Genomic DNA, 25,238 nt, shown 5'->3' on the forward strand with positions numbered 1-25,238 from the left:
TTCCTTACACTACGCCCGGAATTAGGGCGTAGAATGGATGGCATGTGGGTGTCGACCAAAGCACAGTACGGCCTGCGCGCCCTGATCGAGATCGCGCGGCGCGGCGGCGAGGCCGTTCCCCTCAAGGACGTCTCCGAACGCCAGGGCATCAGCCAGCACTACCTGGAGCAGATCGCCAGCAACCTGCGCCGCGCCGGGTTCATCAAGAGCATCCGCGGCGCGCACGGCGGCTACCGACTGGCCCGCCCCGCCCACGAGATCAACGCCTACGACGTCGTCACCGCCATGGAAGGCAGCATCGCGCCCGTGCAGTGCGTCGAGGACGACCACGTCTGCAACAGCCAGAACGTCTGCGGCACCCAGGACCTCTGGTACCGCGTGGACAGCGCCCTGCGCGACGTGCTGGGCGGCACCACCCTGGCCGACCTGATCGAGGAAAGCGACCGCCAGCAGCACGCCCGCCTTGTGCAACTGGAACCCAGTTACCCGCCGCTGGGCTGACCGCACACACCGGGAAGAGGGGGGAGAGGGACCGTGAAGGGTTCTCTTCCCCCATCGCCTATGCTGGGGGCCGTGTACCGTTCGCTGATCAAGCCGCTGCTGTTCCGCCTGGACGCCGAGGACGCCCACCACCTGACCGTCGCCGGACTGCACCTCGCGTCGCGCGTGCCCGCGTGGCCCGCCCTGGCCCGCCGCGTGACCGCGCCCAGTGCGCCCACGCTGACGCAGACGCTGTGGGGCCGCACCTTCAGCAGCCCGGTCGGACTGGCTGCCGGACTCGACAAGAACGGCGTGGCCGTCCCCGCCTTCAGCGCCCTGGGCTTCGGCTTCCTGGAAGTCGGGACGGTCACGCCGCTCCCGCAGGCCGGAAACGACCGCCCCCGCCTGTTCCGCCTGCCGCCCGATCAGGCGCTCATCAACCGCATGGGCTTCAACAACGCTGGCGCGGCCGCCCTGCACGCCCACCTGAGCGCCCTGCCGCACCGCACCGCGCCCGTGTGGGTGAACATCGGCCGGAACAAGGTCACCCCCAACGAGGCCGCCACCGACGACTACCTGAAATGCGTCACCGCCTTACAGGACGTGGCCGACGCCTTCGTCGTGAACGTCAGCAGCCCCAACACGCCGGGCCTGCGCGCCCTCCAGGCCGCCGACGAACTGGCCGCGCTGGTCCGCGCCGTCGTGGACGGCGTGGAAGCCGGGCGCGTCCGGACCCTGAGCACCCCGCCGGTCCTGGTGAAACTCGCGCCAGACCTGCACCCCGCCGACTTCGAGGCCAGCGTGGACGCCGTCGTGAACGCCGGAGCGTCCGGCCTGATCATCAGCAACACCACCCTGGACCGCGCGGGCCTGACCCACCCGCACCAGACGCAGACCGGCGGCCTCAGCGGACGCCCCCTGACCACCCGCAGCACCGAGCTGATCCGCGCCGCGTACCGCCAGACCGCCGGGCGCACCCCCATCGTCGGCGTGGGCGGCATCTTCACCGCGCAGGACGCCTACGACAAGATCCGCGCCGGAGCCTCCCTGACCGAGGTGTACTCCGCCCTGATCTACGAAGGCCCCGGCCTCGTGCGCCGCATCCACACCGGGCTGACCGCCCTGCTGGAACGCGACGGCCTGCGCAGCGTCAGCGAAGCGGTCGGCGTGGACGCCTGATACGGACTCCGATTGAATGGCTTGCAAAGCCGTTCAATCCGAGCGGAGCGAGTGGGAACAGACGGAACCCGTATGACGCTGTCGATCCCGTCAGCTCGTGACTTTCAGGCCGATGATCGCCACGACCATCAGCGCCATGAACGCCAGCCGTGCCGGACTGGCCGACTCGCCCAGCAGCACGATGCCCAGAATCCCGGCCCCGACCGCGCCGATCCCCACCCACACGCCGTACGCCGTCCCGATCGGCAGCGTCTTGGTCGCCAGTCCCAGCAGCGCCATGCTGGCGATCATGCTCGCCACCGTCAGAACCGTGGGGAGCGGGCGGGTAAAGCCCTCCGTGTACTTCAGACCGATGGCCCAGCCGACTTCCAGCAGACCGGCGATAAACAGCAGCGTCCATGCCATGTGACACCTCCAGAGTGTCGCGCCGTCTTGTCTTGACCGGGTACGGCGGTGCTCTCGTCCGGAGTGCAGCCCCTCTGGGGGCGACTGAACCCAGAGTAAGCCACCCGTGTAAGCAGACAGGTCCAGAAGTGTAAATGTGTCCCTACACAAATAAAAAACCCTCTCCGTGGGGAGAGGGTCCTGCGCCGCAGGGGGTGAGGGGTGTGTGCCGGACGGATGCCGTCTGTTCCGCGGGCAACCCGCATACGGCAGCGGGTCACCCGCTTCACGCCCGGCACCCGTGCTGCTCCTACTCGCATCCGCTCGGGTCGCGTGGCAGAGAGCGCCACGCCACCGGAGTTCTTCTCAGGCGAGGCTGTGGGGCCGGGTGGGCGTGTCGGTCAGGGCGGCGTACACGAAGGTCCGCAGGTCGTCGCGGACCCGGTCGGGGGAGAGGAGTAGCTGGGTCATGAAGATCACGGTGAGGTCCTCGACCGGGTCGACCCAGAAGTACGTGCCGGCCGCGCCGCCCCACGAGTAATCTCCGGGGTTCCCGGCGCGCATGGTGCGCACGGGGTCCAGCGTGACGGCGAAGCCCAGCCCGAAGCCCACGCCGGCGGCGCTGGTCTCGGACACGGCGATGGGCGTGAGGGCCATGCTGGCAATGTCGGCCCCGCCGGGCAGGTGGTTGCGGGTCATGAGTTCCAGGGTCTTGGGGCTGATGAGGCGCGTGCCGTCCAGTTCGCCGCCGCGCAGGAACAGGCGGCACAGGCGCAGGTAGTCGGCGGCGGTGGAGACGAGGCCGCCCCCGCCGGACACGAAGTGGGGGGGCCGCGTGAAGCGTCCGGCGGCCGGGTCGAACAGCACGCGGCCCTGCGGGGTCAGGGCGTAGCACGGCATGAAGCGGTCCAGTTTCTCGGCCGGGACGTGGAAGCCCGTGTCGTGCATGCCCAGCGGGCTCAGGATGCGGTCCTGCACGAAGGCCTCGAAAGGCTGTCCGCTCAGGCGTTCGATCACGTATCCGAGCACGTCGGTGGCGGCCGAGTAATGCCAGTGCTGGCCGGGTTCGTGCTCCAGCGGCAGGTCCGCCAGGGCCGCAATGAATTCCGGCAGGGTGGTCTTCACGCCCAGGCTCAGGTCGCGGTACGCCCCGTCCAGGTGTCCGCCCTGCTGGATGTGGTAACTCAGGCCGGACGTGTGGCGCAGCAGGTCCACCATCTGCATGGGGCGGCGCGGCGCCTCGCTCGTGAAACTGCCGTGCGTGCCGCCGGTCCACACGCCCAGGTTCGCCCACTCCGGCAGCACGGAGCTGACCGGGTCGCTCAGGGCGCTCAGGCCGTCCTCGACCAGCATCATGAACGCGAGGCTGGTGAGGGGCTTGGTCATGGAGTAGATGCGGAAGATGTGATCGTCCCGCAGGGGCACGCCCCCCTCCACGTCCGCGAAGCCCTGCGCGTGCTGGTGCACGATCTCGCCCCGGCGGTACACCAGCGTCAGGGCGTTCGGGAGGATGCCGGTGTCCAGGTAGCGGGTTTTCAGGTGCGTCTCCCAGCGCTCCAGGCGGTCCAGTGACACGCCCTGCCGGACCGCCGGGGATTCGGGAGTGGTCATCAGACGCCCAGGTACGCGCTGCGCACGCGGTCGTCGGTCATCAGCGCCTGCTGCGGGCCGTCCAGCGTGATCTGCCCACCTTCCAGCACGTACCCGCGGTGCGCGATGCCCAGCGCCGCGAAGGCGTTCTGCTCGGCCAGCAGCACCGAGACGCCCTCGGCGTTCACGCGCTGCACCGCCTGGAACACCTGCTCGACGACCAGCGGCGCGAGGCCCAGGCTGGGTTCGTCCAGCAGCAGCAGTTGCGGGCGGGCCATCAGCGCGCGGGCAATGGCGACCATCTGCTGCTGCCCGCCCGACAGGCTCCCGGCGGGCGAGCCGCGCTTCTCGACCAGCGCGGGGAACAGTTCGTAGATGCGTTCCAGTTCCCGCGCGGTGCCGCTGGCGTCCCGGCGGTGCACGAAGGCCCCCAGGCGCAGGTTCTTCTCGACGCTCAGGTCCGGGAACAGCAGGCGGCCTTCCGGGCACTGCGCCACGCCGTTCGCCACGTTGAACTCCGGGCGGCCGGTCGTGAGGCTCGTGCCGTTCCAGGTGGCTGCGCCGCCGCTGGGGCGTTGCAGGCCGCTCAGGGTGCGGAACAGCGTGCTCTTGCCCGCGCCGTTCGCGCCGAGCAGCACCACGATCTCGCCGGGCTGCACGGTCAGGCTCACGCCGCGCAGCGCCACGAAATGCCCGTAGTTCACGTTCAGGTCACGGACTTCAAGCATGCGCGGCTCCCTTTTGCAGGGTGGTGGGTTCCGGGGTGGTCTGGCCCATCTGCCCGCCGTGCGCGTGCGAGCCCAGGTACGCCTCGACCACGGCCGGGTCGCGGCTGACCTGCGTGGGCGTCCCGGCGGCGATCTTCTGCCCGTGGTGCAGCACCAGGATCTGATCGGCGAGGCCCATCACGAGGCTCATCTTGTGCTCGACCAGCGCGACGGTCAGGCCGCCCGCGACCAGTTCGCGGATCAGGCTCATCAGGTTCACGGTCTCCTCGGGGTTCATGCCGGCGGCCGGTTCGTCCAGCAGCAGCAGTTTCGGGTCGCTGGCGAGCGCCATGGCGATCCCCACCCGTTTCTGCCCTTCCTGCGTGAGCGCCCCGGCTGGCAGGTGCGCCTGACCTTGCAGGCCCACGCGGGTCAGGGCCTGCATGGCCCCGGCGCGGCTGCCCTGCTCGTCGCGGCGTTCCCGGCCGGTGCGCAGCAGCGCGTCCAGCAGTCCGGCGCGCGTGCGGACCCGGTGGCCGATCATGGCGTTTTCCAGCACGGACAGTTCCCGGTAGATGGTGGTCGTCTGGAACGTGCGGGCAATGCCGCGCGACACGACCTCATGCGTTTTCAGGCGCGTGATGTCCTCACCGGCAAAGCGGATGCTGCCCGAGGTCGGCTGGTAGAAGCCGCTGATCAGGTTGAAGAAGGTGCTCTTGCCCGCACCGTTCGGCCCGATGATGGCCGTGATCTGCCCGGCGGGAATGCTGGCCGTCACGTCTTTCACGGCGTGCAGCCCGCCGAAACGGATGCCGAGGTCCTGAACGTCAAGCACGGTTGACCTCCTTGGTCTGATCGGGGGTCGGCGTGGCGGCGGGCGGCGCGGCCCGCCGGGCACTCAGGCGCGCCCACAGGCCCGCCAGTCCGTTCGGGGCGAACATGACCAGCAGCACCAGCAGCGGCCCGAACACGATGTACTGGTAGTCCTCCAGTCCCTTGAGGGTCTGGGTCAGGCCGTAGATGATGGCCGTGCCGACCAGCGGTCCGGCCAGGGTGCCCAGGCCGCCCACCAGCAGGTACAGCAGCACCGTGAAGGTCGTGGTCGGGCCGGTCACGGCCGAACCCAGGAAGCCCACGAACACGGCGTACAGCCCTCCGGCGAAACCCGCGATGGCGGTCGAGAGCATCATGGCGCGCAGCTTGTGCGTGAACACGTTGATCCCGGCGCTGCGCGCGAGGTCCTCGCCGCCCCGGATGGCGATCAGCGACAGGCCGAAGGTGCTGTTCCGGGCGCGCGCGACCACCAGCACCGTCACGGCCAGACTGACCAGCGCCAGCAGGTAGAACCCGCTGGAGAGCTTCAGGCCCAGCGCCTTCGAGAACGCCTCCAGCCCGGCCGGGGGCATCACGCCGTTCAGGCCGTCGTTCCCGCCGGTCAGGCTGTCCCACTTGTTGATGACCAGCATGATGATCACGCCCACGCCCAGCGTGAAGATCGAGAAGGCGTCCCCTTTCGTGCGGAACGCCACGAGGCCCAGCAACAGCCCCACCAGGGCGCACAGCGCCACCGCGGCCGGCCACGCCAGCCAGAAACTCCACCCGGCCTTCAGGGTCAGGATACCGACCGTGTACGCCCCGATCCCGAAGAACCCGGCGTGCGCCAGCGGCAGCAGCCCCGTGAAGCCCAGCATCACGTTCAGGCCGTACGCCAGCATGGCCCAGATCATGATGTTCACGCCGATGTCCAGCGCGTACCCGCTGGGGCGAAGCAGCGGCACCAGCGCCGCCAGGATGAACAGCGCCGGCCAGATGACCCGCCCCAGACTCAGACCGCCTCTTGCCGTTGCGTTCACGTGCCCCTCCGGAACAGACCCTGCGGGCGGATGGCCAGCACGATCACCAGCATGGCGAAGCCGATCACGTCCGCGAAGTCCAGGTTGATGTAGAAGCCGCCGAACACCTCGGTGAACGCCAGCAGGAACGCACCCACGATCGCGCCGGGCACGCTGCCCATGCCGCCCAGAATGATGATCGCGAACACCTTGAGGTTCATGACCTCACCCATGCTGGGCGTGACCGCGTTGATCGGCGCGACCAGCGCCGCCGCCACCGCCGCCAGCGCCCCGCTGATCGCGAAGGTCAGCATGCCCACCCGGTTGGTGTTGATGCCCACCAGCCGCGCGCCCTCGCGGTTCTGACTCATGGCCTCGATGGTCGCGCCGGTCAGGGTGCGTTTCAGGAAGAAGTTCAGGCCCCACATGACCAGCAGGCTGGCCGCGATGATCAGCAGCCGCTGCCACGTCAGGGTCACGCCGCCCAGGTTCAGGATGCCCGGCACCGGCTCGGCAATCTGCTTGAAGTCCGGCCCGAACACGCTGGGATGCGAGATCAGCGCCTCCAGGAAGAACAGCACCCCGATCGCCGCGATCATGGGGTGCACGTGCGGCGCGTTACGCAGCGGGTAGAAGATCAGGCGTTCGAGCAGCGCGGCCAGCAGCGCCACGCCCACGGCCGCGATGATCAGCGCCGGGACGTACCCGACGCCCAGCCGGTCCAGCGAGGCGTAGGTCAGGTACGCGCCTAGCATGTACAGGCCGCCGTGCGCGAAGTTCGGTACGCGCATCACGCCGTACACCAGCGTGAGCCCCAGCGCGACCAGGGCGTACACGCCGCCCAGCGCCAGGGCATTGAAGAGTTGTTGCAGCACGGTGGTCAAAACAGGACTCCTTCAGGGGAAATGAGTGTGCAGTGCCTTGCGGGCGCAGTGAGATGCAGGCGCAGTGCGATGCAGGTGCAGTGCCTTGCGGGTTCGCAGTGCCGGGACACCGGAAGCGGGCAGGTAAGAAACGGGCGCGCCCGGCAGGTTGCGGGGCGCGCTCGTGCAGTCCAGAAGAGTCCGGGAACGGCTGTCGCCTGCCCCTGGCGTGGGGCGCGGCCCGAGCGGCTTACTTGAAGGTCTTGGTCAGGCGCAGGCGGGTGTACTTGCCGTTCTTGACGCTCGCCACGATGAACTCGGCGTCCACGTGGCCGTTGGCGGTCACGCCGAACAGCTTGTACACGCTCTTGCTCTGCGGAAGCGCCTTGGCGGCCGCGTCCAGCTTGGCGCGGATGGCCCCCGCGTCGCTGGTGGTGCCTGCCAGTTCCATGGCCTTGGCCAGCACGTTCATGCCCATGTAGTTCAGCGCGGCCTCGCTGGTGGGGATCTTCTTGTACAGGCGCTGGTACTGCGCGACGAACACCTGCGTGCCCGCGAATTCCTTGGTGGGCAGCACGCCCACGCTGCCGTCCAGGTACGCGCGCGGCACGATGGTGTCCATCTGCTCGAACTTCGCCTGGTCCATCACGATGAACCCGCCCTTGAAGCCCTGTTCACGCGCGGCCTTCACGACCAGCGCGGTCGGCTGGCTGGGCCCGCCGATGAACATCACGTCGGGTTTCTCGGCCAGGGCCTTGGTGACGGCGCTGCTGTAATCCACGGTGGTGTTGTAATCCACGCCGTTGTTCCCGCCGACCGTGCCGCCCTGTTTCTTCCACTCGCCGCTGATCGCCTCGGTCCACTGCTTGCCGTACGCGCTGGTCGTGCCGACCAGGGCCAGTTTCTTGCCGAAGGCTTTCATCTGCGTGCTCACGAACGGTTGCAGGTAGTTGTCGTAGCGGGGGGGCAGCATGAAGGTCATCGGGTTGTTCGCCTCGAGGATCTTCGGTTCGCTGGAGTACGCCACCAGCAGGAATTCCGGGTCGCGGGTGGTCATGGGCTGCACGGTCAGGATCCCGCCGGAGTGCGGCACGAAGATGATGTCGATGCCCTGACTGGTCAGGCGTTTGACATTGGTGGCCGTCTCGTTGGGCAGGTAGCGGTCGTCGAGCGCCACGAGCTTGAAGGTAACCTTCTCGCCCTTGACGGTCACGCCGGCCTTGTTCAGTTCACCGATGGCCATGTCGATGCCGCTCTGGACATCCTTGCCGTAGAAGGCCGCGCCGCCCGACAGCGGGCCAGAGAAGCCGATGTTCACGACCTGATCGGCCAGGGCAGACCCGGCCATCGCCGCGAACAGGGTGGGGAAGAGGAGACGTTTCTTCATAGGAACCTCCAGCTGCCAGCGCGGCAGGGACACCAGCTGTCCCACCTGAAACGCTGAACAAAGTACAAGTTGTGAGTGCAAACCATGCTTGCATGCAGGGAATGACGTGTCAATCACCCGTGACACGGTCTGTACACGTTTCAGCTGAAAACGTGACCCCCCACCCGACCTGTCAGAGGCGCCCGCCCGAGCACACCACCCACCACGCCGACGAGCACCACGCCAGTGGGCGCCACACGAATGGGCGGCCACACGAATGGGCACCACACGAATGGGCACTACACTGATGAGCTGTGACCGACCCCGCCCCCACCCGTAACACGGCCCCCCGCAGCCGCGCCCGCATGCTGGAACTGGTGTTCCCCAAGGACACCAACTACCACGGCACCGCCTTCGGCGGCTGGGTGCTGTCCCTGATGGACAAGGCCGCCAGCATCGCCGCCGTCCGGCACGCCGGGGGGAACGTCGTGACCGCCCGCATGGACGGCGTGGACTTCCACGTGCCCATCCGCGTCGGGGACGCCGTCGCCCTCGACGCGCAGGTCGTGCGGGTGGGCCGCACCAGCATGACCATCCGCGTGGACGTGTACCGCGAGAACATGCCCACCGGCGAGCAGGAACTCGCCACCACCGGGTACTTCGTGTTCGTGGCCCTCGACGAACACAACCGCCCCCGCCCCGTGCCCGGCCTGGCCGACGGGCAGGACACCAGCAGCGCCCAGCCCGACCCCGAGGCCCGCCCATGACCGACCCCCACACCCTGCACCTGACCCTGGTCCGCCACGGCGCCACCGACTGGAACGGCGCCGGACGCTGGCAGGGCTGGACCGACACCCCGCTGGGCGCCCTGGGTGAAACGCAGGCCGCGCACCTGCACGCACGCCTGCGGGGCCGCCCGCCGGGCCGCGTGTACAGCAGCGACCTGAGCCGCGCCGCCCGCACCGCCGAACTGACCCTGCCCGGCCAGCCCCTGACCCTCGACGCCCGCCTGCGCGAACTGAACTTCGGGCAGTTCGAGGGCGTCACCACCAGCGACGTGCAGGCGGACCCCGCCTACCACGACTGGCAACGCGACCCCTGGACCCTGCCCGCCCCCGGCGGCGGCGAGAGCCTGCAACAGGTCGGCGAGCGCCTGCGCGACTGGGCCGACGAACTCTCGCCGGGCCGCGTGATTGCCTTCACGCACGGCGCCGCCATCCGCGCCCTGCTGTGCACCCTGTTCGACTGGCCCGCCCGGCCCGTGCCCGGCTACGTGCTGCCCTTCAACTACCAGCTGGCCCACACCAGCCTCACCACCCTGACCCGCACGCAGGACCGCTGGACGCTGGTGACCTACAACGACCACGCCCACCTCGAAGAGAGCTGACCGGGGAGAGCTGACCGTCACTCGCCGGGCGGGTCGACCTCCAGTTCGCTGGCCAGTTCGGCCAGGAAGGCCCGCATGGTGCGGGTGCGGCGCCGCGCCTCGGCCTGACCGGGGGCCGTGTGGAAGGTGCCGTCCAGCCGCAGCAGCTTGGTGAAGAAGTGATCCACCGTGAACGCCAGGTCGTCCGGGTCGCGGCCCTGCGCCCAGGGGTCGGTGGGGTGCAGCAGCGCGCGGCCCAGTTGCCCGCCCACGCCCGCCACGCGCAGCACCCCCAGCGCGCCCAGGGCGTCCAGACGGTCGGCGTCCTGTAAGGCCGCGCCCAGCGGCGTCTGCGGGACGGCGCCGCGCGAGTAGCTGTGGTCCCGCACGGCCAGTGCGACCTCGCGCGCGTCGGCCGGCGCGAAGCCCAGGCCCGGCAGTGTCGCCTGCACGGCCTGCGCGCTGAGTTCGCTGGCCTGCGCCCGCTGCGGGTGGTTCTTGGGCAGGTTCACCACGTCGTGCGTCAGGGCCGCCGCGACCGCCAGGGCCGGGGGAACGTCCGGCGCGCAGCGCAGCGTCCAGCGGGCCACGCGCGCCAGGTGCGCGCTGTCGTGCGCGGCGTCCGGACGCATCTGCCCCTGCACCCAGCCCCACACACCCTCCAGGCGAGGATCGAGGGCCAGCAGCGGCGCCAGGAGGGCGTCCGGTCGCGCGTCCGGCGGGCAATCGGCGGCAGAGGTCGTCACGCCCGCAGTATGCCCGAACGGCCTCTCCCGGCCCCGTGTGCGAAATTTCACGCCGGGCACGGCAACCGTCAGGGGCAGGTGACGCGCCGTCCAGTACGCTGAACATCATGACGGCACACACTCCACAGCGCCCCTCGATCCTGATCGTGGACGACAGCCCCGGAGTGCTGCAGAACATGGAATTCCTGCTCTCACCGCACCTGTCCGTGCGGGTTGCCGACAGCGGCGCCGCCGCGCTGGCCGCCGTCACCCCCGACACCTCACTGGTCCTGACGGACGTACGCATGCCCGGCATGAACGGCGTGGAACTGGCCCGCACACTGCGCCGCACGCACCCCCACCTGCCCGTCGTGTTCATGACCGGCATCGTCGAGGACGACCTGCGCGCCGAGGCCCGCGAACTGGGCGTGCTGGACGTCCTGCGTAAACCCCTGCGGCCCGGCGTGCTGTTCCCCGCCCTTCAGGAATGGCTGACCGACGCCGCGCACGTCACCCACGTCCCGGACCTGACCGGCGCACCCCACCCCACCCCACGCACCGAACCCGAACCGCACACCCACCCCGCAGCCAATCCGGCACCGAACCCGGCAGTGGCCCCGGCCCCGCAGGCACCGGACACGCCCGAACCCGACCCGGCCACACCCGACCCAGCCACCATCGCCGCCCGGCGCGCCCAGCAGGCCCAGCAGGCCCTGATGTTCACGGCCGGACTGAGCGTCCTGCCCGGCGTGACCGCCGCCTGCGCCTACGACAGCAGCGGCGTTCCCCTGACCCCCACCACCCTCGACCCGGAAGTCGGCGCGTACATCCGCTTCCTGGCGACCGCCGCGCACAGCGTGGCGCACCACCTGAACGCCGCCGCGCCCGTCAAGGCCGTGCAACTGGAATTCCAGGACCGCGTGCTGGTCGTGTGCCCCATCCCCGCCGGGTACGTGGGCATCGTGGTGCGCGACACGCCCGGCGCCAGCAGCGTGAAATCCTGGATGCGCGCCCGCCTGGGCCACAGCCTGAACTGACCCCGCCACCCTGCACGGACGCCGCTCCCCCGAATCAACCCCGCCCCCGACCCGCGCTACCCTGAACGCATGCTGAGCTTCGCGGAGGCCGCCCGGAACCCCACCCTGCACGGAGACGAACCCGCCCGCCTCGCGCGGCACGGCGTCAGCGGACTGCTGATCCCCGCCACGTTCGAGGAATCGTTCTACCGCCTGAACAACCTCCCCGAACGCCTGAGCCGACTGTTCAGTTCCATCCGCCCCGCCCGCATCGACGAGGACGCCCTGGAACCCCTGACCGCGCAGGCCCAGGCGCTGATCCGCACCAGTTACCTGCTGGACGACGCCGCGCAGCAATTCCACCGCGCCCTGCGCGCCGCCGCCCTGGACCACGCCCCCCTGCACGCCCGCCGCCCCGGCACCCTGCACGCCGAGAGCGCCCCGCACCAGCCGCCCGGCACGCACGCCAGCGGCACCGCCGCCCTGCACGCCGTCAAGCGCCTGTGGGCCACCGACTGGAGCTTCGACGCCGTCCTGGAACGCCTCGACAGCGCCGGAAGCGTCGGCCTGAACGCCCGCCCCACCCTGCTGCTGCCCGGCCCGCCCGGACGCAACGACCCCACCCGCGCCGCCCAGCTGGGCGAAACGACCGCCCTGGTCAACGAACACGGCCTGACCGGCCTGCCCTGACACGGCCTGCCCTGACCCGCGCACCCGGAACGGCCGGGCACGCAGGCCGGGCCTGTCACCAGCCAGCGATGTTCAGCACCCAGTACGTTCCGGCCGCGCCGGTCACCTGCGCCGCCGTGCCGTCCAGCACCTTCTCGAACAGCGCCGCGCAGTGTGGCGGGCTGCCCTTCCACGCCGCGATCACCTCGGCCGGACTGGTCAGGTCCATCCCGGCCGCCAGACTCTCCCCGAACACCCACTCGATACCGTTCGGTGGCACCGGACGGTACCCGGCGTCCACCATCCGCTGCGACGGCACCCGGTTATCCACCCGGCTGCGGTGCGGTAACTCCAGCCGCCCGGACGCCGCCAGTTCACGCCCGTACAGCGTCGCCGCCTTGTGCAGGTGCCCCTCGAACTTCAGTGGCGCCGCCGCCGGGAACACCCCGGTCGGACACACCCCACCCCGCGCCCGCTCCGCATTGATGGCCTCCAGCATCTCCCGCTCTGCCTGAGACTGCGGGAAGTCCGTCAGCGCAGACCGGCTCACCGCGAAGGACTTCGGCGTCTTGTACTCGAACGTCACCCCATACGCCGTGTCCGTGACTGTGACCGTCACCAGCTCAACACCGGCATTCCCACCGTTTCCGTCCGACGGCACAGACGGCACCGGCCCGCACGCCACCAACGCCACTGCCGCCACCATCACCGCCGCACCCGCTCCCCACCCACGCATCGTCATACCCCCACCGTAAGCCGCGCCTGCCGCTCGCGCTGCCCAACATGCCCGCACCGGGGGAAAGGCACCCCCACCGCATGAACCCATCCCGGCATCCGGCCCACCCGGACACCCGCCCACACACCCCCGCGCCCCGACCGCTACCCTGCCCCCATGAACACAACCCAGCTCACCGCGCCCGGCGCGTACCCCGGCCTGCACCTGCAGCTGCACGACAGCGGCATCCTGGAAGTCGTCATCCAAAGCGAGAAAACCCTGAACAGCGTGAACGCCGACGCCCACCGCGCCCTCACGCGCGTCTGGCGCGACATCGACGACACCCCGGGCATCCGCTGCGTTCTCGTGCGCGGCGACGGACGCGGTTTCTCCTCCGGCGGCGACTTCACCCTGATCGAGGAGATGAGCCGCGACTTCACCGCCCTCACCCGCGTCTGGAAAGAAGCCCGCGACCTCGTGTACAACGTCATCAACTGCAGCAAACCCATCGTCAGCGCCATCCACGGCCCCTGCGTCGGCGCCGGACTCGCCGTCGCCCTGCTCGCCGACGTGAGCATCACCGCGCACACCGCCCGCCTCCTCGACGGCCACGTCCGCCTCGGCGTGGCCGCCGGAGACCACGCCGCCATCATCTGGCCCCTGCTGTGCGGCCTGAACAAGGCCAAATACCACCTCATGACCGGCGAACCCGTCAGCGGCATCGAAGCCGAACGCATCGGCCTCGTCAGCCTCACCGTCCCTGACGACGAACTCATGGACCGCGCCTGGACAGTCGCCACGCAACTCGCCCAGGGCAGCCCCACCGCCATCCGCTGGACCAAATACGCCCTCAACAACTGGCTGCGGCAGGCCGGACCCACCTTCGACGCCTCCCTGGCGCTCGAATTTCTCGGCTTCACCGGCCCCGACGTCCGCGAAGGACTCAGCAGCCTCCGCGAGAAACGCGCACCGAACTTCGCAGACGACGCGCCACTCTGACAGGGACGCGGGGCGCGGCTCGCTGGAAGGGAGGCTGCTCCGCAGCGGGAAGGGCAACACGGCTGCTTCGCAGGACCCCTCAGTCAGCTTCGCTGACAGCTCCCCTCAAGGGGAGCCCTGAAGGCGAGCGTCGTGGCAACCGAGCCCGTCGTGCGCGTAGCGCGCGGGGCGCACGGCGCGGGAGTGAAGGATGGCGTGTGAGGCGTGGGGCAGCTCGCCGCAAGGCACCCAGCCCTGTTCCCGCCTGGGGAACTTTCGCCCCAACCGTCCCGCCGCGCGTTATCGTGAGCCGTAAAACCATCCTCAGGAGGGATACCCATGACGACCAAACAACCCGTCCGCGTTGCCGTTACCGGCGCCGCTGGCCAGATCGGCTACAGCCTTCTCTTCCGCATCGCGTCGGGCGACATGCTCGGCAAGGACCAGCCGGTGATTCTGCAACTGCTGGAGATCACGCCCGCGCTGAAGGCGCTGAACGGTGTGGTCATGGAGCTGCGTGACTGCGCGTTCCCGCTGCTGGCGGACATCGTGACGAGCGACGACCCGATGGTGGCGTTCAAGGACGTGGATTACGCGCTGCTGGTGGGCGCCATGCCGCGTAAGGCCGGGATGGAGCGCGGGGACCTGCTGGGCGCGAACGGCGGGATCTTCAAGCCGCAGGGTGAGGCGCTGAACGCCGTGGCGAGCCGTGACGTGAAGGTGCTCGTGGTGGGGAACCCCGCGAACACGAACGCGCTGATCGCGCAGCAGAACGCGCCGGACCTGAACCCTGGTCAGTTCACGGCGATGGTGCGTCTGGACCATAACCGCGCGATCAGCCAGCTGGCCGAGAAGACCGGGAAGCCCGTGAGCAGCATCAAGAACCTGACCATCTGGGGCAACCACTCGTCAACCCAGTACCCCGACCTGTCGCAGGCGACGGTGGACGGTCAGCCTGCGCTGGATCAGGTGGACCGCGACTGGTACGAGAACTCGTACATCTCGACCGTGGCGAAGCGTGGCGCGGCGATCATCGAGGCTCGCGGCCTGAGCAGCGCCGCCTCGGCCGCGAGCGCCGCGATCGACCACATGCGCGACTGGGCGCTGGGCACCGCTGAAGGCGAGTGGGTCAGCATGGGCATTCCCAGCGACGGCAGCTACGGCATTCCCGAGGGCCTGATCTACGGCTTCCCCGTGAAGTGCAGCGGCGGCAAGTACGAGATCGTGCAGGGCCTGCCCGTCAGTGACTTCAGCCGCGGCAAGATGGACGCCACCGCGCAGGAACTGACCGAGGAGCGCGACGAAGTTCGCAAACTGGGTCTGGTCAAGTAAGCACGAAGTCAACGTGAGGGAGCGGGTGGCCTGCGGGTCGCCCGCTCCCTCTGTGTTCATGTGATCTTCACGGTTGCGTGGGTGGGTGATCCGATCCGGGGTGGGCGGCATATGGCTGGTCAGAAGCGCAGAAGGTGACTGTTGGTGAGGGGGGACTTTCCCCGCGCCTGCCCTGTGTGCCTTCCCCGCCTGCCCCACCCCGCTTTCTTTCACCTGGAGGTCCACCATGAGCAACCCCCTGAACCGTCGTAAATTCCTCGGAGCTGCCGGCGCTGTCGGCGTCACGACCGCCCTGGCCAGCTGCGCGCCCGCCATGGGCATGGGTCAGGCCAAACCCAACCTGGACGCCACGATCTTCAACTTCGCGCTGAACCTCGAGTACCTCGAAGCGGCGTTCTACCTCGCGGCCGTCGGTCGCCTGGAAGAACTGGACAGCGTGGGCGGCGACAGCAGCAAGGTCATCCTGCCCGCCGGATTCACTGGCAAGAAGGGCGACGGCGTGAAGTTCGAGTCGGCCGACGTGCGCGCCTACGCGAACGAAGTGGCGACCGACGAACTGAACCACGTGCGCATCATCCGGAAGGTGCTGGGCTTCGGCGCCGTGGCGCAGCCGACCCTGGACCTGGGTCCGGCCTTCCTGGCGGCCGGGAGTGCCGCGTCGGGCGGGGCGATCACGGGCTTCAACCCGTTCGCGAACGACCTGTTCTTCCTGCACGGCGCGTTCATCTTCGAGGACGTGGGCGTCAGCGCGTACAAGGGCGCGGCGCGCCTGCTGACCGACACGAGCGCCGGCGGGAACCTGGAGAACGCGGCGGGCATCCTGGCCGTCGAGGCCTACCACGCGGGCATGATCCGCACGCTGCTGTACCAACTGCGTGACACGCAGGTCACCCCGGCCCTGAAGGTCAGTGACGTGGTGCAGGCCATCAGCAACCTGCGCGACAGCGTGGACGGCGCGATCGACACCGATCAGGGCATCGTGGAGGGCGGCATGGCGAACATCGTGCTGGCCGACTCGAACGGCATCGCGTACAGCCGCACGCCCCGTCAGGTCGGGAACATCGTGTTCCTGGCCGAGGGTGCCGTCAAGGGTGGCTTCTACCCCGACGGCCTCAGCGGCGACTTCAGCAAGATTCTCGCGCTGTAATCCCCACCTTCACCTGAATTCCGCTTCTGCCTGAAGCGTCAGGACCACAGCCCCTCGGTGCACCTCCGGCCCGGGGGGCCTTTCATGGTCGATGGAGAGAGGGTGATGGTTGATGGCAGATGCTTTCCGTCATCCATCAACCATCAACTGTCAACTGTCAACTGTCACCCCTGAACAACCCATTCCCCGGCGCGCATCAGGGGTTCGCGGGTGCCTTCCTTCGTGATGCCGTCCACGTCGGTGGCGGGCGTGCCGATCATCCAGTCCACGTGAATGAGGCTGTCGTTCCCGCCGGCGGCCGTCAGGGTGGCCTCGTCGGTGCCGCCCTGCACGTTGGTGGGGTAGCAGCGGCCCAGCGCGATGTGCGAGGCGGCGTTCTCGTCGAACAGGGTGTTCAGGAACAGCGTGCCGGTCTGCGCGACAGGCGCGCTGGCGGGCACCAGGGCCACCTCGCCCAGGTGCGCGGCGCCCTCGTCGGTGCCGATCAGCTGGCGCAGGGTGTCCTCGCCGCGCGTGGCGCTGACCTCGGCGGCGCGGCCGTTCTCGAAGCGCACGCGGATGCCCTCGATCAGCTGCCCGCGCGCACTCAGGGGTTTACTGGCGACCGCCCAGCCGTTCACGCGGTCCCGGTGCGGGGCGGTGAAGACCTCGTCGGTGGGCAGGTTCGGGACGCCGCGCACGCCGTTGCGGGCGGTTTCCGCGCCGCCCTGCCACACGTGGTTCTCGGCGAGGCCCACGGTCAGGTCCGTGCCCAGGTCGCTACGCAGGTGCACGGCGGCGTACTGCCGGTCCGTCAGGTAGGTGGTCAGGCGTTCCAGGCGGGTCAGGTGCGCGTCCCAGGCGGCCACCGGGTCCGGCTGGTCGGCGCGCGTCACGGCGAAGATGTCGGCCCACAGGCGCGCCACGGCCTGCTGCTCGGGCAGGTCCGGGTACACCCGCGCGGCCCAGGCGGGCGTGGCCATGGCCGCGACCGTCCAGTTCACGCGGAAACTGCCGGTCGCCTCGCTGACCTGCCGCATGACCTGCGCCGTCAGTCGGCTGCGCGCCGCGACCCGCGCAGGGTTCACGCCCGAGAGCAGCGACGGGTCCTCCCCGACAATCCCGATGGACGCGTACCCGTCCTCGATCATCGCCTCACGCTCCTGCGCCTGCCACGCGGGCATGAAGTTCACGGCGTCGTCCGTGCCGTCCTCGAACAGCGCGAGGTCCAGGTGCGGGTCGAGGTACTGCACGCGCACGTCGCTGGCCCCGGCGCGGTAGGCGGCGCGGGCGGTCAGGCGCACGAGCTGCGCCGCCTCGACAGGCGCGGCGATGCGGACCTTCCCGCCCGCCGGGAGGTTCACGCCCGTACGGACGAGCAGTTCGGCGTACCGCGCGAGATTCGCGCTGAACTCGCTGGCTGGAGCGTCACTGGCACTGGACTGATTGTGGGAAGTCATGCCCGCCACTCTACCGGGCGTGCCATTCGGGGCGTCCGGCTGGGCGGACTGGACTGTTCCTGTGCAGAGGGGGTGGGTGTTCAGGCCCAGCGGTTCCCGCCGGCCTTCTGCGCGCGGTGCAGACGCTGCACGGCGAGGTCCACGAGGGCGTCGAGGTCCTCGGTCTCGGCGGCGAAGGCCAGGCCCACGCTGACCGGCACGCCGTTCAGGTCCGGCAGGTTCAGGTTGCGTGAGGTCCGCACGATCCGGTCGGCCACGTCGTGCGCGGCGGCCACACTGACGTCCGGCAGGATCAGCAGGAACTGATCGCCGTTCCAGCGGATCACGCTGACGTTCCGGTCGGTCATGCTGACCAGCAGCGTGGCGACCTCGCGCAGCACCTGATCGGCGGCGTGGCGGCGCAGCAGGTCGTTGATCCGCCCGAAGTTATCGACGTCCACCAGGATCACCGCGACCCGCGCGGCGTTCAGCGGGGAGCGCGTGGCGACCTCCAGCGTGTCCCACCCCGCCTGCCGGTTCAGGACGCCGGTCAGCGGGTCGAGTTGCGCGGCGTGCTGCACGCTCAGGTTCCGGGCGCGTTCCGTGCTGACCAGCTGCCCGTGCAGCGCCAGCAGGCCCATCAGGGCCAGCAGGAACGCCGTGTAGATCATCAGGGGCAGGTCCTGCGGGTTGAACAGCAGCACGGCCGCGAACATGAACCCGGTCAGGGGCAGCAGCAGCGCCGCCGCCTGATTCAGCGGCAGCCACGCCAGCGCCAGCAGCCCCACCACGGCCAGCGACAGGAAGAACTCGGGCGCGATGCCCTGCCCCTGCATGCCGACCAGGACCACCTGCACGGTCAGCCACAGCGGCAGCAGGTACGCCACGCCGCCCGTCAGGACACGCAGCGGCACCCGGCGCGACAGGACCGTGGCCGCCATGAACACGCTGAGAATCACGGCGCCCGCCAGTGACGCCACGTTCTGCCGCTCCCCGGCCAGCGACAGCCACAGCAGGACCGCGTGCACGCCCGCCGACAGCAGCGCCAGCGACAGGTGCGCGGCGTACTGCTGTTCCCGCAGCCGGTGAATCTGCTGCGGCGGAGCGGCGGGGCGGGGCATGGTCCGTTCAGTGTAGGCGGGTCGGGCGCCGCCGCGCACCCCGTTCCCCTGTCTGAACTGCGTTCAGGCGGCGGGTGGGTCCGGGGGGGCGCGGTCCCTGCCGGTTGCGACTCCTCCGGACCTACCAGCCCTCGATCTGCCGCCCCGCCTCGAACGCCGCCACACCCGCCGCGACGCTCAGGTTCAGGCTGCGGCCCCCGCCCGGCTGCGGCAACTTCAGCTTCGGCAGCGCGTCGCGCAGCCACGCGGGCAGCCCGCGCGATTCCGGCCCGAACAGCAGGTAATCCCCGCGCGCGAAGCCCGCGCGGGTGTGCAGCCCGGTCGCGTGCGTGCTGAACGCCCACACCCGCGCGCCCGCGCCCAGCGTGCCCTGAAAGTCCGTCCAGCTGGCGTGCTCGTGCAGGGTCACGCCCTCCAGGTAGTCCATCACGGCGCGGCGGAACTCGCGGTCGTGCAGGTGGAAGCCGAACGGGCGGATCAGGTGAAGGTCCGCGCCCAGCACCGAGCAGGTCCGCGCGACGTTCCCGACGTTCCCGGCCTTCTCGGGTTCGAACAGCACCACGCGCAGCAGGGGAGAGGCCGGCGGGGTCACGCCTGCCGTCATCCTTCACCGCTGCCGGGCGTGCGGACCAGCAGCGCCGTCACGCGCGTCTGCACGTGCGCGGTCGCCAGTCCCTCGGAGGTCTTGAAACTGACACCCACCTCGGATTCCGGCAGGTTCAGCAGTCCCGCGACCGACCGGGCGATGTCGGCGCGCAGCGGCCCCAGCTTCGGGCGGTCCAGGGTCACCACGACCGCCACGTTCCCCGGCACGTACCCGCGCGCCGCCACCAGTTCCAGCGCGCGGGCCACGATCACGCGGGAATCCATCCCGGCCCACTCGGCGGCCGTGTCCGGGAAGTACTGCCCGATGTCCCCCAGCGCCAGCCCCGACAGCAGCGCGTCGGCCACGGCGTGCAGCACGGCGTCACCGTCGCTGTGCGCCACGGCCCCCAGTTCCGCGTGCGGGATGGGCACGCCCCCCAGCACCAGCGGCAGCCCGGCCTCCAGCCGGTGCGCGTCCTCTCCAAAACCTATGCGGAACGGTAACGAACTCATGCGCCCAGTCTGCCGCATGGGCCGCCCCCCGCGCCCTGACGGCCGCCCCCACATAACGCCCCGTTAACGCCCCGTCCGGCAGGCTGTGGCCATCAGCCGCCGCCCCGTTCCCCCCCCCCGCCCCCTGCCGGAGTTGACCCTGATGAACCTCGACAACGACCTGTTCCAGCATCTTCCCGTCCCGGCCGTGCAGTGGGCCGCCTCGCACGGCGGGCACGCCCGCCAGAACCCGGCGTTCACGCGGGCCTTCGCGCCCGGCACCCTGAGCGTCCCGCTGCCCCACTGGACGGACGGCGTGCACCTGACCCGCCTTCAGGCCGCCAGCGGCGAGGACCGGGTGTGCCGCGTGACCCTGAGCACCCTGCCCAGCCAGGACCGCGTGGCCGTGATCGAGGACGTGCACGCCTACCACCTGGACCCCCTGACCGGCCAGCCGCTCCCGCTGCCCCAGCACCCACTCCTCGAACTCCCCGGACACGTCCGGCAGGTTCACGCCATGCAGGAACGGCCCCGCGTACGCCTCCCACGCCGCCTCACCCCGCAGCGACAGCAGCGCCACCGCATCACACGCCACGCCCGCCACCAGCCGCTCCTCACCGCCCAGCGCGCCCCCGTCATGCTCGCGCAACGCATGCAACGCCACCCGCAGGCTCACCTCCGGCTTCGCCGCGCGCGGCCACAACAGTCCCGCCAGTTGACGGCGCGGCGTCGGCCCCTCCAGACCCACGAACACCAGCAGCAACAGCGACTTCACCTTCCGGAACGACCCCAGATGCAGGCCCCCCAGCGTGATCAACGTCCCCGCCCCCCGACTCATCAAGCGCCCATGCTAGCGCGTTCCCCGCACCCCACCGCCGCCCCGCCGGTCAGTTCCCGCCTACCCCGCCGCCCCCCCACCCGGCGCAGCCTCCCACGGCAACTCCACGACCTCCGCCGCCCCCCGCGACGCATCCCGCAACGCCACCACGAACCCCGCCACGTCCTCCGGAAACACCTCCACCCTCAGCGACACCCCAACCCCCGAATAAGCCTCCTCGCCGCGCATCACATCCAGCGACCCCAGCAGGTGATACAACCCACCCAGAAACTCGAACGGCACCGACACCGCCAGCGCCCGCCGCGCCCGCACCGTCACCCGCGAAGCCGTCCGCAGGCACTCCGCCGCCCCGCCCCCATACGCCCGGACCAGCCCACCCGTCCCCAGTTTCACCCCACCGTAAAACCGCACCACGACCACCATCACGTGATCCACGCCCTGCCCCTCGATGGCCCGCAGGATCGGCGCGCCCGCCGTCCCACCCGGCTCGCCATCATCACCAAAGCGGTACGCGCCCCCAATCCGGTACGCCCAGCAGTGATGCGTCGCATCCGGATACCGCTCCCGCAACGCCCCCAACTGAGCCAGCGCCGCTTCCGGCGAATCCGCCCGATCCGCGAACGCCAGGAACTCACTGTTCTCGATCACCGCATCAGACCGGTGCGGCCCCGCCAACGTCACGAACGGCGCCGGAAGATCCGAACCCACCACGGTCATACGGACTCCGATTGAATGGGCTGCAAAGACCGTTCAATCCGAGCGGATGCGACTCGTAGAGCTGCCTCGCAGAGCAGGAGAAAAACGGGTTCCGGACGTGGAGTTGGCAACCCGGTACAGCACCGGGTTGTCAACGAAACAAACGGAATCCGTATCAGAGCAACCCCCGCGCCGCCAGCACCGCCCGCGCATGCCACATCGCCAGACTGCTCGACCCATCCAGGATCTCCCCGGCATCCAGCCGACGGTACGCCTCCGCCAGAGGCACCACCACCCGCTCAATCGTCTCCGTGTCCTCAAGATGCATGTCGCCCAACGACACACCCAACGCCAGGAACGGATAGAAAATCACGCCACTGATACTCGGCTGCGGATAGAAGGCAGGCAACGCCACCCACTCCGCCGCCACACCCCCAACCTCCTCCTGCAACTCCCGCCGCGCCGCCCCCAGCAGATCCTCGCCGCGCTCCACGCCGCCCGCGACGACCTCAGTGACGGTCGCTCGCAGCGGGTAGCGGTACTGACGGATCAACACCGCCTCACCCTGAGCCGTCACGGGCAGGACGAACACCGCACGCGGCCCACGCGGCCGGTACTGATAGGTCGTCTCCGCGCCATTCGGGAGCCGCACCCGATCCTCGAACACCGTGCGGAACCCCGACACCAGCTGCCGGGACTCCAGCGTCTCCCACGGCTGAACCTCATCCTCAATCAACGACGTCCAGTTCGGGTGATCAGTCATGCGCTCAGGCTAACAGGCGGGGGTTTCGGCTGCGCGGCGGGCTTCCCCGATGGAAGGTGGGCGCCTGGCGGCGGGCCTCCCCACCCCCCAGCCCCCTACCCCAGAGGGGCAGGGGGGGCTTACGTTGGCACTGGGCAGGTATTGCTCTGGCCTGGGTGGTGGGTGCCGGGCGGGGACGGCCACGGCTCACACGCCATCCTCCGCCCCCGCCGCGTTCGCCCCGCGCGCTGCGCGCACGACGGGCCGCGTTGCCACGACGCCGGGCGGGCCAGCCAACTTGGTGCGTGCTGGAAGGTTCTACTTTTTGGGCTGTTGCCAGAGCGTGGTTTTCAGAGTCGATCAGCGGCTGTCATCAGGTTGCCCTGCCAGCCGCCGCAGATCACCACCGGCCGTCGTGCGCGCAGCGCGCGGGCCTTGCGGGGGGGCGGCAGGATGGCGTCGAAGCCGGACACGTCACCGCCCACAGCAACCCCGCCGCGCCAGTAAAACCTCTTGCCCAGTGCAACGCTTGCTCCCCTGCCCCCCTGGGGTAGGGGGCTGGGGGGTGGGGAAGCACCCGGAAACCCCGCCGTCAGCCGCCCACCTATTCCACCTGAACGTGCGCCCCGAGAGTCCCGGTCGCCTCGGCGGTGACGATCAGCGCGTCGGGCGTGACGTTCAGGCTGGTCAGGCGCAGGGTGCGGACCTGTCCGGCGAGGGTGATGCCGGGGGCGGGCGTGAAGGGCAGGCGGCGTTGCAGGGTGCTCTGGGCGGCGTTCAGGTGGGGGGTGAGGTCGATGCGGGCGGCCTGTTTGATGTAGGTCTGGGCGCGGGTGTCGGCCAGCCAGGCGAGGGCGCGGCCGGTGAGGCCGGTTCGGCGGGTGGTGACGGTGGGGCTCTCGAGGGTGAGGGTCTGGGTGGCGGGGTCGAGGGTGGGGGTGCCGCGGACGTCGGTGGTGGCGTTGAGTTTCAGGCCGAGGGGGCCGGTGATCTGGAGGTTGATGGTGGCGGTCAGGTCGGTGCCGGTGGGCTGGAGGGTGATGCGGGTGACCCTGAGGGTGGGGTGGGTGGGGACGGGGAGGGTGAGGGTGCGGCGGGCGGCTTCGCGGGTGGCGGCGGCGGACAGTTCGGGGTAGGGGAGGCGGGCGGGGACGCGCAGGTGCAGGTCGGGGGTGAGGGTGGGGGTGCGGCGCAGGGGGGGGAGGGGCTGCGTGGGGTGTGTGGGGGCCTGGCCGAGTCCGGCGTCCAGGCGGAGTTGGGCGCCGAGGGTGATGTTCAGGGCGTCGGGCGTGAACTGGAAGGGGGTGACGCTGAGGGTGAGGGGGGTGGCGCGGGCGTAGGCGGGGTCGGGGGTGGGGAGCGTCCAGGGCTGCTGCGCGCGGGTCCAGAGGGTGCTGGCGCGCTGGCGCAGGCGGGCCTGTTCGCGGACGGTGGTGCGGACCTGCGCGGCCAGGGTGTCCAGCTGGGCCTGTACCTGCGTGTCGACGAGGGACTGCACGCTGACGCGCACGCCCTGGGTCAGTTCGACGCTGAGGGGGTCGGTCCAGGTGGCTTCGCCGCGAATGGTCACGTCGGCTTCCCAGTCAGGGGTGATGGTGGGCGTGACGGTCAGGGTGACGGTCGCCTCGCCGCCGAAGTCCCGCGCGAGGAACGAGCCGATGCCGCCCGGTTCGGCGCGGAAGGCCGCGCGGATGGGCACGCTGATCTGCAGCCCGGAGCTGTCCGGCAGGGCGCGTACCTGCACGTGCCCGGCGCGGGTGACGGTGCCGGTCAGGTTGACGCGCAGCAGGCCGCCCAGGAAGGCGCGTTCCTCGTTCACGCGCGCGAATTCCAGTGGGACGCGGGCGTTCGCGGCCACCTGCACGCCCGCCAGGGGCACGGTGACCGGCACGGTCAGGGTGCTGGTGGGGGCGCTGCTGACAGTGCTGGGGGCGGCCTGGGCGGTCATGAATCCAGTGAACACCAGGGGCGTGAGAAGGCGCGTCAGGGGGCGGGCGGGGGCGGGGCGCATCAGGCGTTCAGGGTAACGGGCGTGCATGAGACGGACTCCGATTGAATGGCTTGCAAAGCCGTTCAATCCGAGCGGATGCGAGTAGGAGAGAAACGGGTTCCGGACGTGGAGTTGGCAACCCGGTGCCGTCCCGGGTTGTTAACGAAACAAACGGAATCCGTATGAGGCGTTGCGGCGGTACCCTGGGCCGTATGTGGGCGCAGCATCTTCTGACCCTGCCCGAGCGGCGGCGCGGTTTTCACCTGATCACTCGGGAGGTCGCGGGGGCTGTTCCGGAACTGGCCCGCACCCGCGCGGGGCTGCTGCACGTGTTCATTCAGCACACGAGTGCCAGCCTGACCCTGAACGAGAACGCCAGCCCGGACGTCCGCCGCGACTTCGAGACGTACTTCAATCACGCCGTCCCGGACGGCTGGGAGCCGTTCACGCACACCCTGGAGGGACCGGACGACATGGCGGCGCACATCAAGGCCAGCCTGCTGGGCCCCAGCCTGACGCTGCCGGTGCGGGACGGTCGGCTGGCGCTGGGCACATGGCAGGGCGTGTACCTCTGCGAACACCGCGACTACGGCGGCCCCCGCAGGCTGATCCTCACGCTGACGGGCGAGGCGAGCTAGGGTCTGTGCGGCTGAACTCAGATGTCATTGTGAATCATGGTGTGTAGGCTTCAAATAGACCTAGCGATGAAGGGGTATTCCACCAAGTGTCTGGAGGACGGGAAAAGGTAATCAATGAGCGTATACCCCATGATGTACGTCCTGATGGACATTAAGCGGTTGATTCACGGGCTTCCCTCCTTGCTGCCCTATGAACGCCCAAATGAAACGGAGGGCGGTTACCTATGGTGGGTGCTGGACCGCCGTCACTTTCGGCTTACTACATCCACGGACGAGTGGCGGTCCGCACTGCAGTGGTTGGTCAGCTGACATCTTTCAGTTTTAAGCAGCATGCTGGCGAGTGCTGTCCCAGACGGCTAAAATCCGCTT

At 69.8% G+C, this 25,238-nt stretch carries 27 protein-coding genes and 1 riboswitch; of the genes, 10 read left to right on the forward strand and 17 right to left on the reverse strand.

What is annotated here, in order from left to right:
- The first annotated feature begins 42 nt into the window (after nucleotides 1–42).
- Both IEY70_RS07560 and IEY70_RS07565 read left to right on the forward strand, forming a co-directional pair.
- Complete coding sequence (locus tag IEY70_RS07560; RefSeq protein WP_189064394.1) at nucleotides 43–501, forward strand: RrF2 family transcriptional regulator; 459 nt, start codon at nucleotides 43–45, stop codon at nucleotides 499–501.
- A gap of 72 nt (nucleotides 502–573) precedes the next feature.
- On the forward strand, nucleotides 574–1,659 hold the full coding sequence (locus IEY70_RS07565; RefSeq protein ID WP_189064395.1) for a quinone-dependent dihydroorotate dehydrogenase: 1,086 nt from the start codon (nucleotides 574–576) through the stop codon (nucleotides 1,657–1,659).
- Nucleotides 1,660–1,749: 90 nt separating this feature from the next.
- Here IEY70_RS07565 and sugE read toward each other — a convergent pair whose 3' ends face one another.
- The 7 genes from sugE to IEY70_RS07600 all read right to left on the reverse strand — a co-directional run bounded on the left by sugE (nucleotide 1,750) and on the right by IEY70_RS07600 (nucleotide 8,422).
- The gene (gene sugE, locus IEY70_RS07570) at nucleotides 1,750–2,064 is read right to left on the reverse strand and encodes a quaternary ammonium compound efflux SMR transporter SugE (RefSeq protein WP_189064396.1); all 315 of its coding nucleotides are present in this window, start codon (nucleotides 2,062–2,064) and stop codon (nucleotides 1,750–1,752) included.
- A 16-nt stretch (nucleotides 2,065–2,080) separates the two neighbouring features.
- A riboswitch (guanidine-III (ykkC-III) riboswitch) is annotated at nucleotides 2,081–2,151 on the reverse strand.
- A gap of 258 nt (nucleotides 2,152–2,409) precedes the next feature.
- Nucleotides 2,410–3,654 (reverse strand): serine hydrolase domain-containing protein, encoded by a 1,245-nt coding sequence (locus IEY70_RS07575; protein ID WP_189064397.1) that lies wholly within the window; start codon nucleotides 3,652–3,654, stop codon nucleotides 2,410–2,412.
- On the reverse strand, nucleotides 3,654–4,361 hold the full coding sequence (locus tag IEY70_RS07580) for an ABC transporter ATP-binding protein (protein WP_189064398.1): 708 nt from the start codon (nucleotides 4,359–4,361) through the stop codon (nucleotides 3,654–3,656). The genes IEY70_RS07575 and IEY70_RS07580 overlap by 1 nt, the downstream gene beginning before the upstream one ends.
- Nucleotides 4,354–5,175 carry an ABC transporter ATP-binding protein gene (locus IEY70_RS07585; RefSeq protein ID WP_189064399.1) on the reverse strand — a complete coding sequence of 274 codons (822 nt, stop codon included), beginning with the start codon at nucleotides 5,173–5,175 and terminating at the stop codon, nucleotides 4,354–4,356. The genes IEY70_RS07580 and IEY70_RS07585 overlap by 8 nt, the downstream gene beginning before the upstream one ends.
- Nucleotides 5,168–6,193, reverse strand: coding sequence for a branched-chain amino acid ABC transporter permease (locus IEY70_RS07590; protein WP_229777738.1), 1,026 nt, complete (start codon nucleotides 6,191–6,193; stop codon nucleotides 5,168–5,170). Before IEY70_RS07590 ends, IEY70_RS07585 begins: the two co-directional genes overlap by 8 nt.
- Nucleotides 6,190–7,056 carry a branched-chain amino acid ABC transporter permease gene (locus tag IEY70_RS07595; protein ID WP_189064400.1) on the reverse strand — a complete coding sequence of 289 codons (867 nt, stop codon included), beginning with the start codon at nucleotides 7,054–7,056 and terminating at the stop codon, nucleotides 6,190–6,192. The genes IEY70_RS07590 and IEY70_RS07595 overlap by 4 nt, the downstream gene beginning before the upstream one ends.
- A 229-nt stretch (nucleotides 7,057–7,285) precedes the next feature.
- Nucleotides 7,286–8,422: an ABC transporter substrate-binding protein gene (locus IEY70_RS07600; protein ID WP_189064401.1), complete on the reverse strand. Its 1,137-nt coding sequence runs from the start codon at nucleotides 8,420–8,422 to the stop codon at nucleotides 7,286–7,288.
- Nucleotides 8,423–8,766: 344 nt separating this feature from the next.
- Between IEY70_RS07600 and IEY70_RS07605 the strand changes: the two genes are divergently transcribed.
- Together IEY70_RS07605 and IEY70_RS07610 are read left to right on the forward strand one after the other, a co-directional pair.
- Nucleotides 8,767–9,168 (forward strand): acyl-CoA thioesterase, encoded by a 402-nt coding sequence (locus tag IEY70_RS07605; RefSeq protein ID WP_189064427.1) that lies wholly within the window; start codon nucleotides 8,767–8,769, stop codon nucleotides 9,166–9,168.
- Complete coding sequence (locus IEY70_RS07610) at nucleotides 9,165–9,788, forward strand: histidine phosphatase family protein (protein WP_189064402.1); 624 nt, start codon at nucleotides 9,165–9,167, stop codon at nucleotides 9,786–9,788. Before IEY70_RS07605 ends, IEY70_RS07610 begins: the two co-directional genes overlap by 4 nt.
- 17 nt (nucleotides 9,789–9,805) lie before the next feature.
- Here the strand turns inward: IEY70_RS07610 and IEY70_RS07615 are convergent, their stop codons facing one another.
- Nucleotides 9,806–10,513, reverse strand: coding sequence for an HD domain-containing protein (locus IEY70_RS07615; RefSeq protein ID WP_229777740.1), 708 nt, complete (start codon nucleotides 10,511–10,513; stop codon nucleotides 9,806–9,808).
- Between the two features lie 107 nt (nucleotides 10,514–10,620).
- Between IEY70_RS07615 and IEY70_RS20965 the strand changes: the two genes are divergently transcribed.
- Nucleotides 10,621–11,529 (forward strand): response regulator, encoded by a 909-nt coding sequence (locus IEY70_RS20965; RefSeq protein WP_189102540.1) that lies wholly within the window; start codon nucleotides 10,621–10,623, stop codon nucleotides 11,527–11,529.
- Between the two features lie 69 nt (nucleotides 11,530–11,598).
- Nucleotides 11,599–12,198 carry a hypothetical protein gene (locus IEY70_RS07625; RefSeq protein WP_189064403.1) on the forward strand — a complete coding sequence of 200 codons (600 nt, stop codon included), beginning with the start codon at nucleotides 11,599–11,601 and terminating at the stop codon, nucleotides 12,196–12,198.
- A 55-nt stretch (nucleotides 12,199–12,253) separates the two neighbouring features.
- Here IEY70_RS07625 and IEY70_RS07630 read toward each other — a convergent pair whose 3' ends face one another.
- The gene (locus IEY70_RS07630; RefSeq protein WP_189064404.1) at nucleotides 12,254–12,796 is read right to left on the reverse strand and encodes a CAP domain-containing protein; all 543 of its coding nucleotides are present in this window, start codon (nucleotides 12,794–12,796) and stop codon (nucleotides 12,254–12,256) included.
- Nucleotides 12,797–13,069: 273 nt separating this feature from the next.
- On the opposite strand from IEY70_RS07630, the gene IEY70_RS07635 reads away from it, so the two are divergent.
- The 3 genes from IEY70_RS07635 (at nucleotide 13,070) to IEY70_RS07645 (ending at nucleotide 16,349) form a co-directional block, all read left to right on the forward strand.
- A complete protein-coding gene (locus IEY70_RS07635) occupies nucleotides 13,070–13,891 on the forward strand; it encodes an enoyl-CoA hydratase/isomerase family protein (RefSeq protein ID WP_189064405.1) in 822 nt (273 codons plus the stop codon).
- Nucleotides 13,892–14,209: 318 nt separating this feature from the next.
- Nucleotides 14,210–15,202 (forward strand): malate dehydrogenase, encoded by a 993-nt coding sequence (locus tag IEY70_RS07640; protein WP_189064406.1) that lies wholly within the window; start codon nucleotides 14,210–14,212, stop codon nucleotides 15,200–15,202.
- 226 nt (nucleotides 15,203–15,428) lie between these two features.
- A complete protein-coding gene (locus IEY70_RS07645) occupies nucleotides 15,429–16,349 on the forward strand; it encodes a ferritin-like domain-containing protein (RefSeq protein ID WP_189064407.1) in 921 nt (306 codons plus the stop codon).
- A 164-nt stretch (nucleotides 16,350–16,513) separates the two neighbouring features.
- Here IEY70_RS07645 and IEY70_RS07650 read toward each other — a convergent pair whose 3' ends face one another.
- The 8 genes from IEY70_RS07650 to IEY70_RS07680 all read right to left on the reverse strand — a co-directional run bounded on the left by IEY70_RS07650 (nucleotide 16,514) and on the right by IEY70_RS07680 (nucleotide 24,279).
- Complete coding sequence (locus tag IEY70_RS07650) at nucleotides 16,514–17,788, reverse strand: aminopeptidase (protein ID WP_189064408.1); 1,275 nt, start codon at nucleotides 17,786–17,788, stop codon at nucleotides 16,514–16,516.
- Nucleotides 17,789–17,868: 80 nt separating this feature from the next.
- The gene (locus IEY70_RS07655; RefSeq protein ID WP_189064409.1) at nucleotides 17,869–18,888 is read right to left on the reverse strand and encodes a GGDEF domain-containing protein; all 1,020 of its coding nucleotides are present in this window, start codon (nucleotides 18,886–18,888) and stop codon (nucleotides 17,869–17,871) included.
- A gap of 121 nt (nucleotides 18,889–19,009) precedes the next feature.
- Nucleotides 19,010–19,480, reverse strand: coding sequence for a tRNA (cytidine(34)-2'-O)-methyltransferase (locus IEY70_RS07660; RefSeq protein WP_373290764.1), 471 nt, complete (start codon nucleotides 19,478–19,480; stop codon nucleotides 19,010–19,012).
- Between the two features lie 8 nt (nucleotides 19,481–19,488).
- Nucleotides 19,489–19,986 (reverse strand): 2-C-methyl-D-erythritol 2,4-cyclodiphosphate synthase, encoded by a 498-nt coding sequence (ispF, locus tag IEY70_RS07665; protein WP_189064411.1) that lies wholly within the window; start codon nucleotides 19,984–19,986, stop codon nucleotides 19,489–19,491.
- A gap of 877 nt (nucleotides 19,987–20,863) precedes the next feature.
- Nucleotides 20,864–21,520 (reverse strand): IMPACT family protein, encoded by a 657-nt coding sequence (locus IEY70_RS07670; RefSeq protein WP_189064412.1) that lies wholly within the window; start codon nucleotides 21,518–21,520, stop codon nucleotides 20,864–20,866.
- A 154-nt stretch (nucleotides 21,521–21,674) separates the two neighbouring features.
- Nucleotides 21,675–22,262 carry an NUDIX domain-containing protein gene (locus IEY70_RS07675; protein WP_189064413.1) on the reverse strand — a complete coding sequence of 196 codons (588 nt, stop codon included), beginning with the start codon at nucleotides 22,260–22,262 and terminating at the stop codon, nucleotides 21,675–21,677.
- Between the two features lie 329 nt (nucleotides 22,263–22,591).
- Nucleotides 22,592–22,714 carry a hypothetical protein gene (locus IEY70_RS21280; protein WP_268243904.1) on the reverse strand — a complete coding sequence of 41 codons (123 nt, stop codon included), beginning with the start codon at nucleotides 22,712–22,714 and terminating at the stop codon, nucleotides 22,592–22,594.
- A 131-nt stretch (nucleotides 22,715–22,845) separates the two neighbouring features.
- Nucleotides 22,846–24,279, reverse strand: a complete 1,434-nt coding sequence (locus IEY70_RS07680; RefSeq protein WP_229777741.1) for a DUF4403 family protein — start codon at nucleotides 24,277–24,279, stop codon at nucleotides 22,846–22,848.
- 164 nt (nucleotides 24,280–24,443) lie between these two features.
- Between IEY70_RS07680 and IEY70_RS07685 the strand changes: the two genes are divergently transcribed.
- The gene (locus IEY70_RS07685) at nucleotides 24,444–24,869 is read left to right on the forward strand and encodes a secondary thiamine-phosphate synthase enzyme YjbQ (protein WP_189064414.1); all 426 of its coding nucleotides are present in this window, start codon (nucleotides 24,444–24,446) and stop codon (nucleotides 24,867–24,869) included.
- Nucleotides 24,870–25,238 lie beyond the last annotated feature (369 nt).

The organism is Deinococcus seoulensis (assembly GCF_014648115.1).
GTDB lineage: Bacteria > Deinococcota > Deinococci > Deinococcales > Deinococcaceae > Deinococcus > Deinococcus seoulensis.

Bases quoted from the DNA above. Each gene is read 5' to 3' on its own strand.
- IEY70_RS07675 (WP_189064413.1), bottom strand. From the start codon at position 22,262: ATGACTGATCACCCGAACTGGACGTCGTTGATTGAGGATGAGGTTCAG.
- IEY70_RS07625 (WP_189064403.1), top strand. From the start codon at position 11,599: ATGCTGAGCTTCGCGGAGGCCGCCCGGAACCCCACCCTGCACGGAGAC.
- IEY70_RS07575 (WP_189064397.1), bottom strand. From the start codon at position 3,654: ATGACCACTCCCGAATCCCCGGCGGTCCGGCAGGGCGTGTCACTGGAC.
- IEY70_RS07600 (WP_189064401.1), bottom strand. From the start codon at position 8,422: ATGAAGAAACGTCTCCTCTTCCCCACCCTGTTCGCGGCGATGGCCGGG.
- IEY70_RS07680 (WP_229777741.1), bottom strand. From the start codon at position 24,279: ATGCACGCCCGTTACCCTGAACGCCTGATGCGCCCCGCCCCCGCCCGC.
- IEY70_RS07635 (WP_189064405.1), top strand. From the start codon at position 13,070: ATGAACACAACCCAGCTCACCGCGCCCGGCGCGTACCCCGGCCTGCAC.
- ispF (WP_189064411.1), bottom strand. From the start codon at position 19,986: ATGAGTTCGTTACCGTTCCGCATAGGTTTTGGAGAGGACGCGCACCGG.
- IEY70_RS07685 (WP_189064414.1), top strand. From the start codon at position 24,444: ATGTGGGCGCAGCATCTTCTGACCCTGCCCGAGCGGCGGCGCGGTTTT.
- IEY70_RS07645 (WP_189064407.1), top strand. From the start codon at position 15,429: ATGAGCAACCCCCTGAACCGTCGTAAATTCCTCGGAGCTGCCGGCGCT.
- sugE (WP_189064396.1), bottom strand. From the start codon at position 2,064: ATGGCATGGACGCTGCTGTTTATCGCCGGTCTGCTGGAAGTCGGCTGG.
- IEY70_RS07650 (WP_189064408.1), bottom strand. From the start codon at position 17,788: ATGACTTCCCACAATCAGTCCAGTGCCAGTGACGCTCCAGCCAGCGAG.
- IEY70_RS07610 (WP_189064402.1), top strand. From the start codon at position 9,165: ATGACCGACCCCCACACCCTGCACCTGACCCTGGTCCGCCACGGCGCC.
- IEY70_RS07655 (WP_189064409.1), bottom strand. From the start codon at position 18,888: ATGCCCCGCCCCGCCGCTCCGCCGCAGCAGATTCACCGGCTGCGGGAA.
- IEY70_RS07605 (WP_189064427.1), top strand. From the start codon at position 8,767: ATGCTGGAACTGGTGTTCCCCAAGGACACCAACTACCACGGCACCGCC.
- IEY70_RS07640 (WP_189064406.1), top strand. From the start codon at position 14,210: ATGACGACCAAACAACCCGTCCGCGTTGCCGTTACCGGCGCCGCTGGC.
- IEY70_RS20965 (WP_189102540.1), top strand. From the start codon at position 10,621: ATGACGGCACACACTCCACAGCGCCCCTCGATCCTGATCGTGGACGAC.
- IEY70_RS07580 (WP_189064398.1), bottom strand. From the start codon at position 4,361: ATGCTTGAAGTCCGTGACCTGAACGTGAACTACGGGCATTTCGTGGCG.
- IEY70_RS07670 (WP_189064412.1), bottom strand. From the start codon at position 21,520: ATGACCGTGGTGGGTTCGGATCTTCCGGCGCCGTTCGTGACGTTGGCG.
- IEY70_RS07560 (WP_189064394.1), top strand. From the start codon at position 43: ATGTGGGTGTCGACCAAAGCACAGTACGGCCTGCGCGCCCTGATCGAG.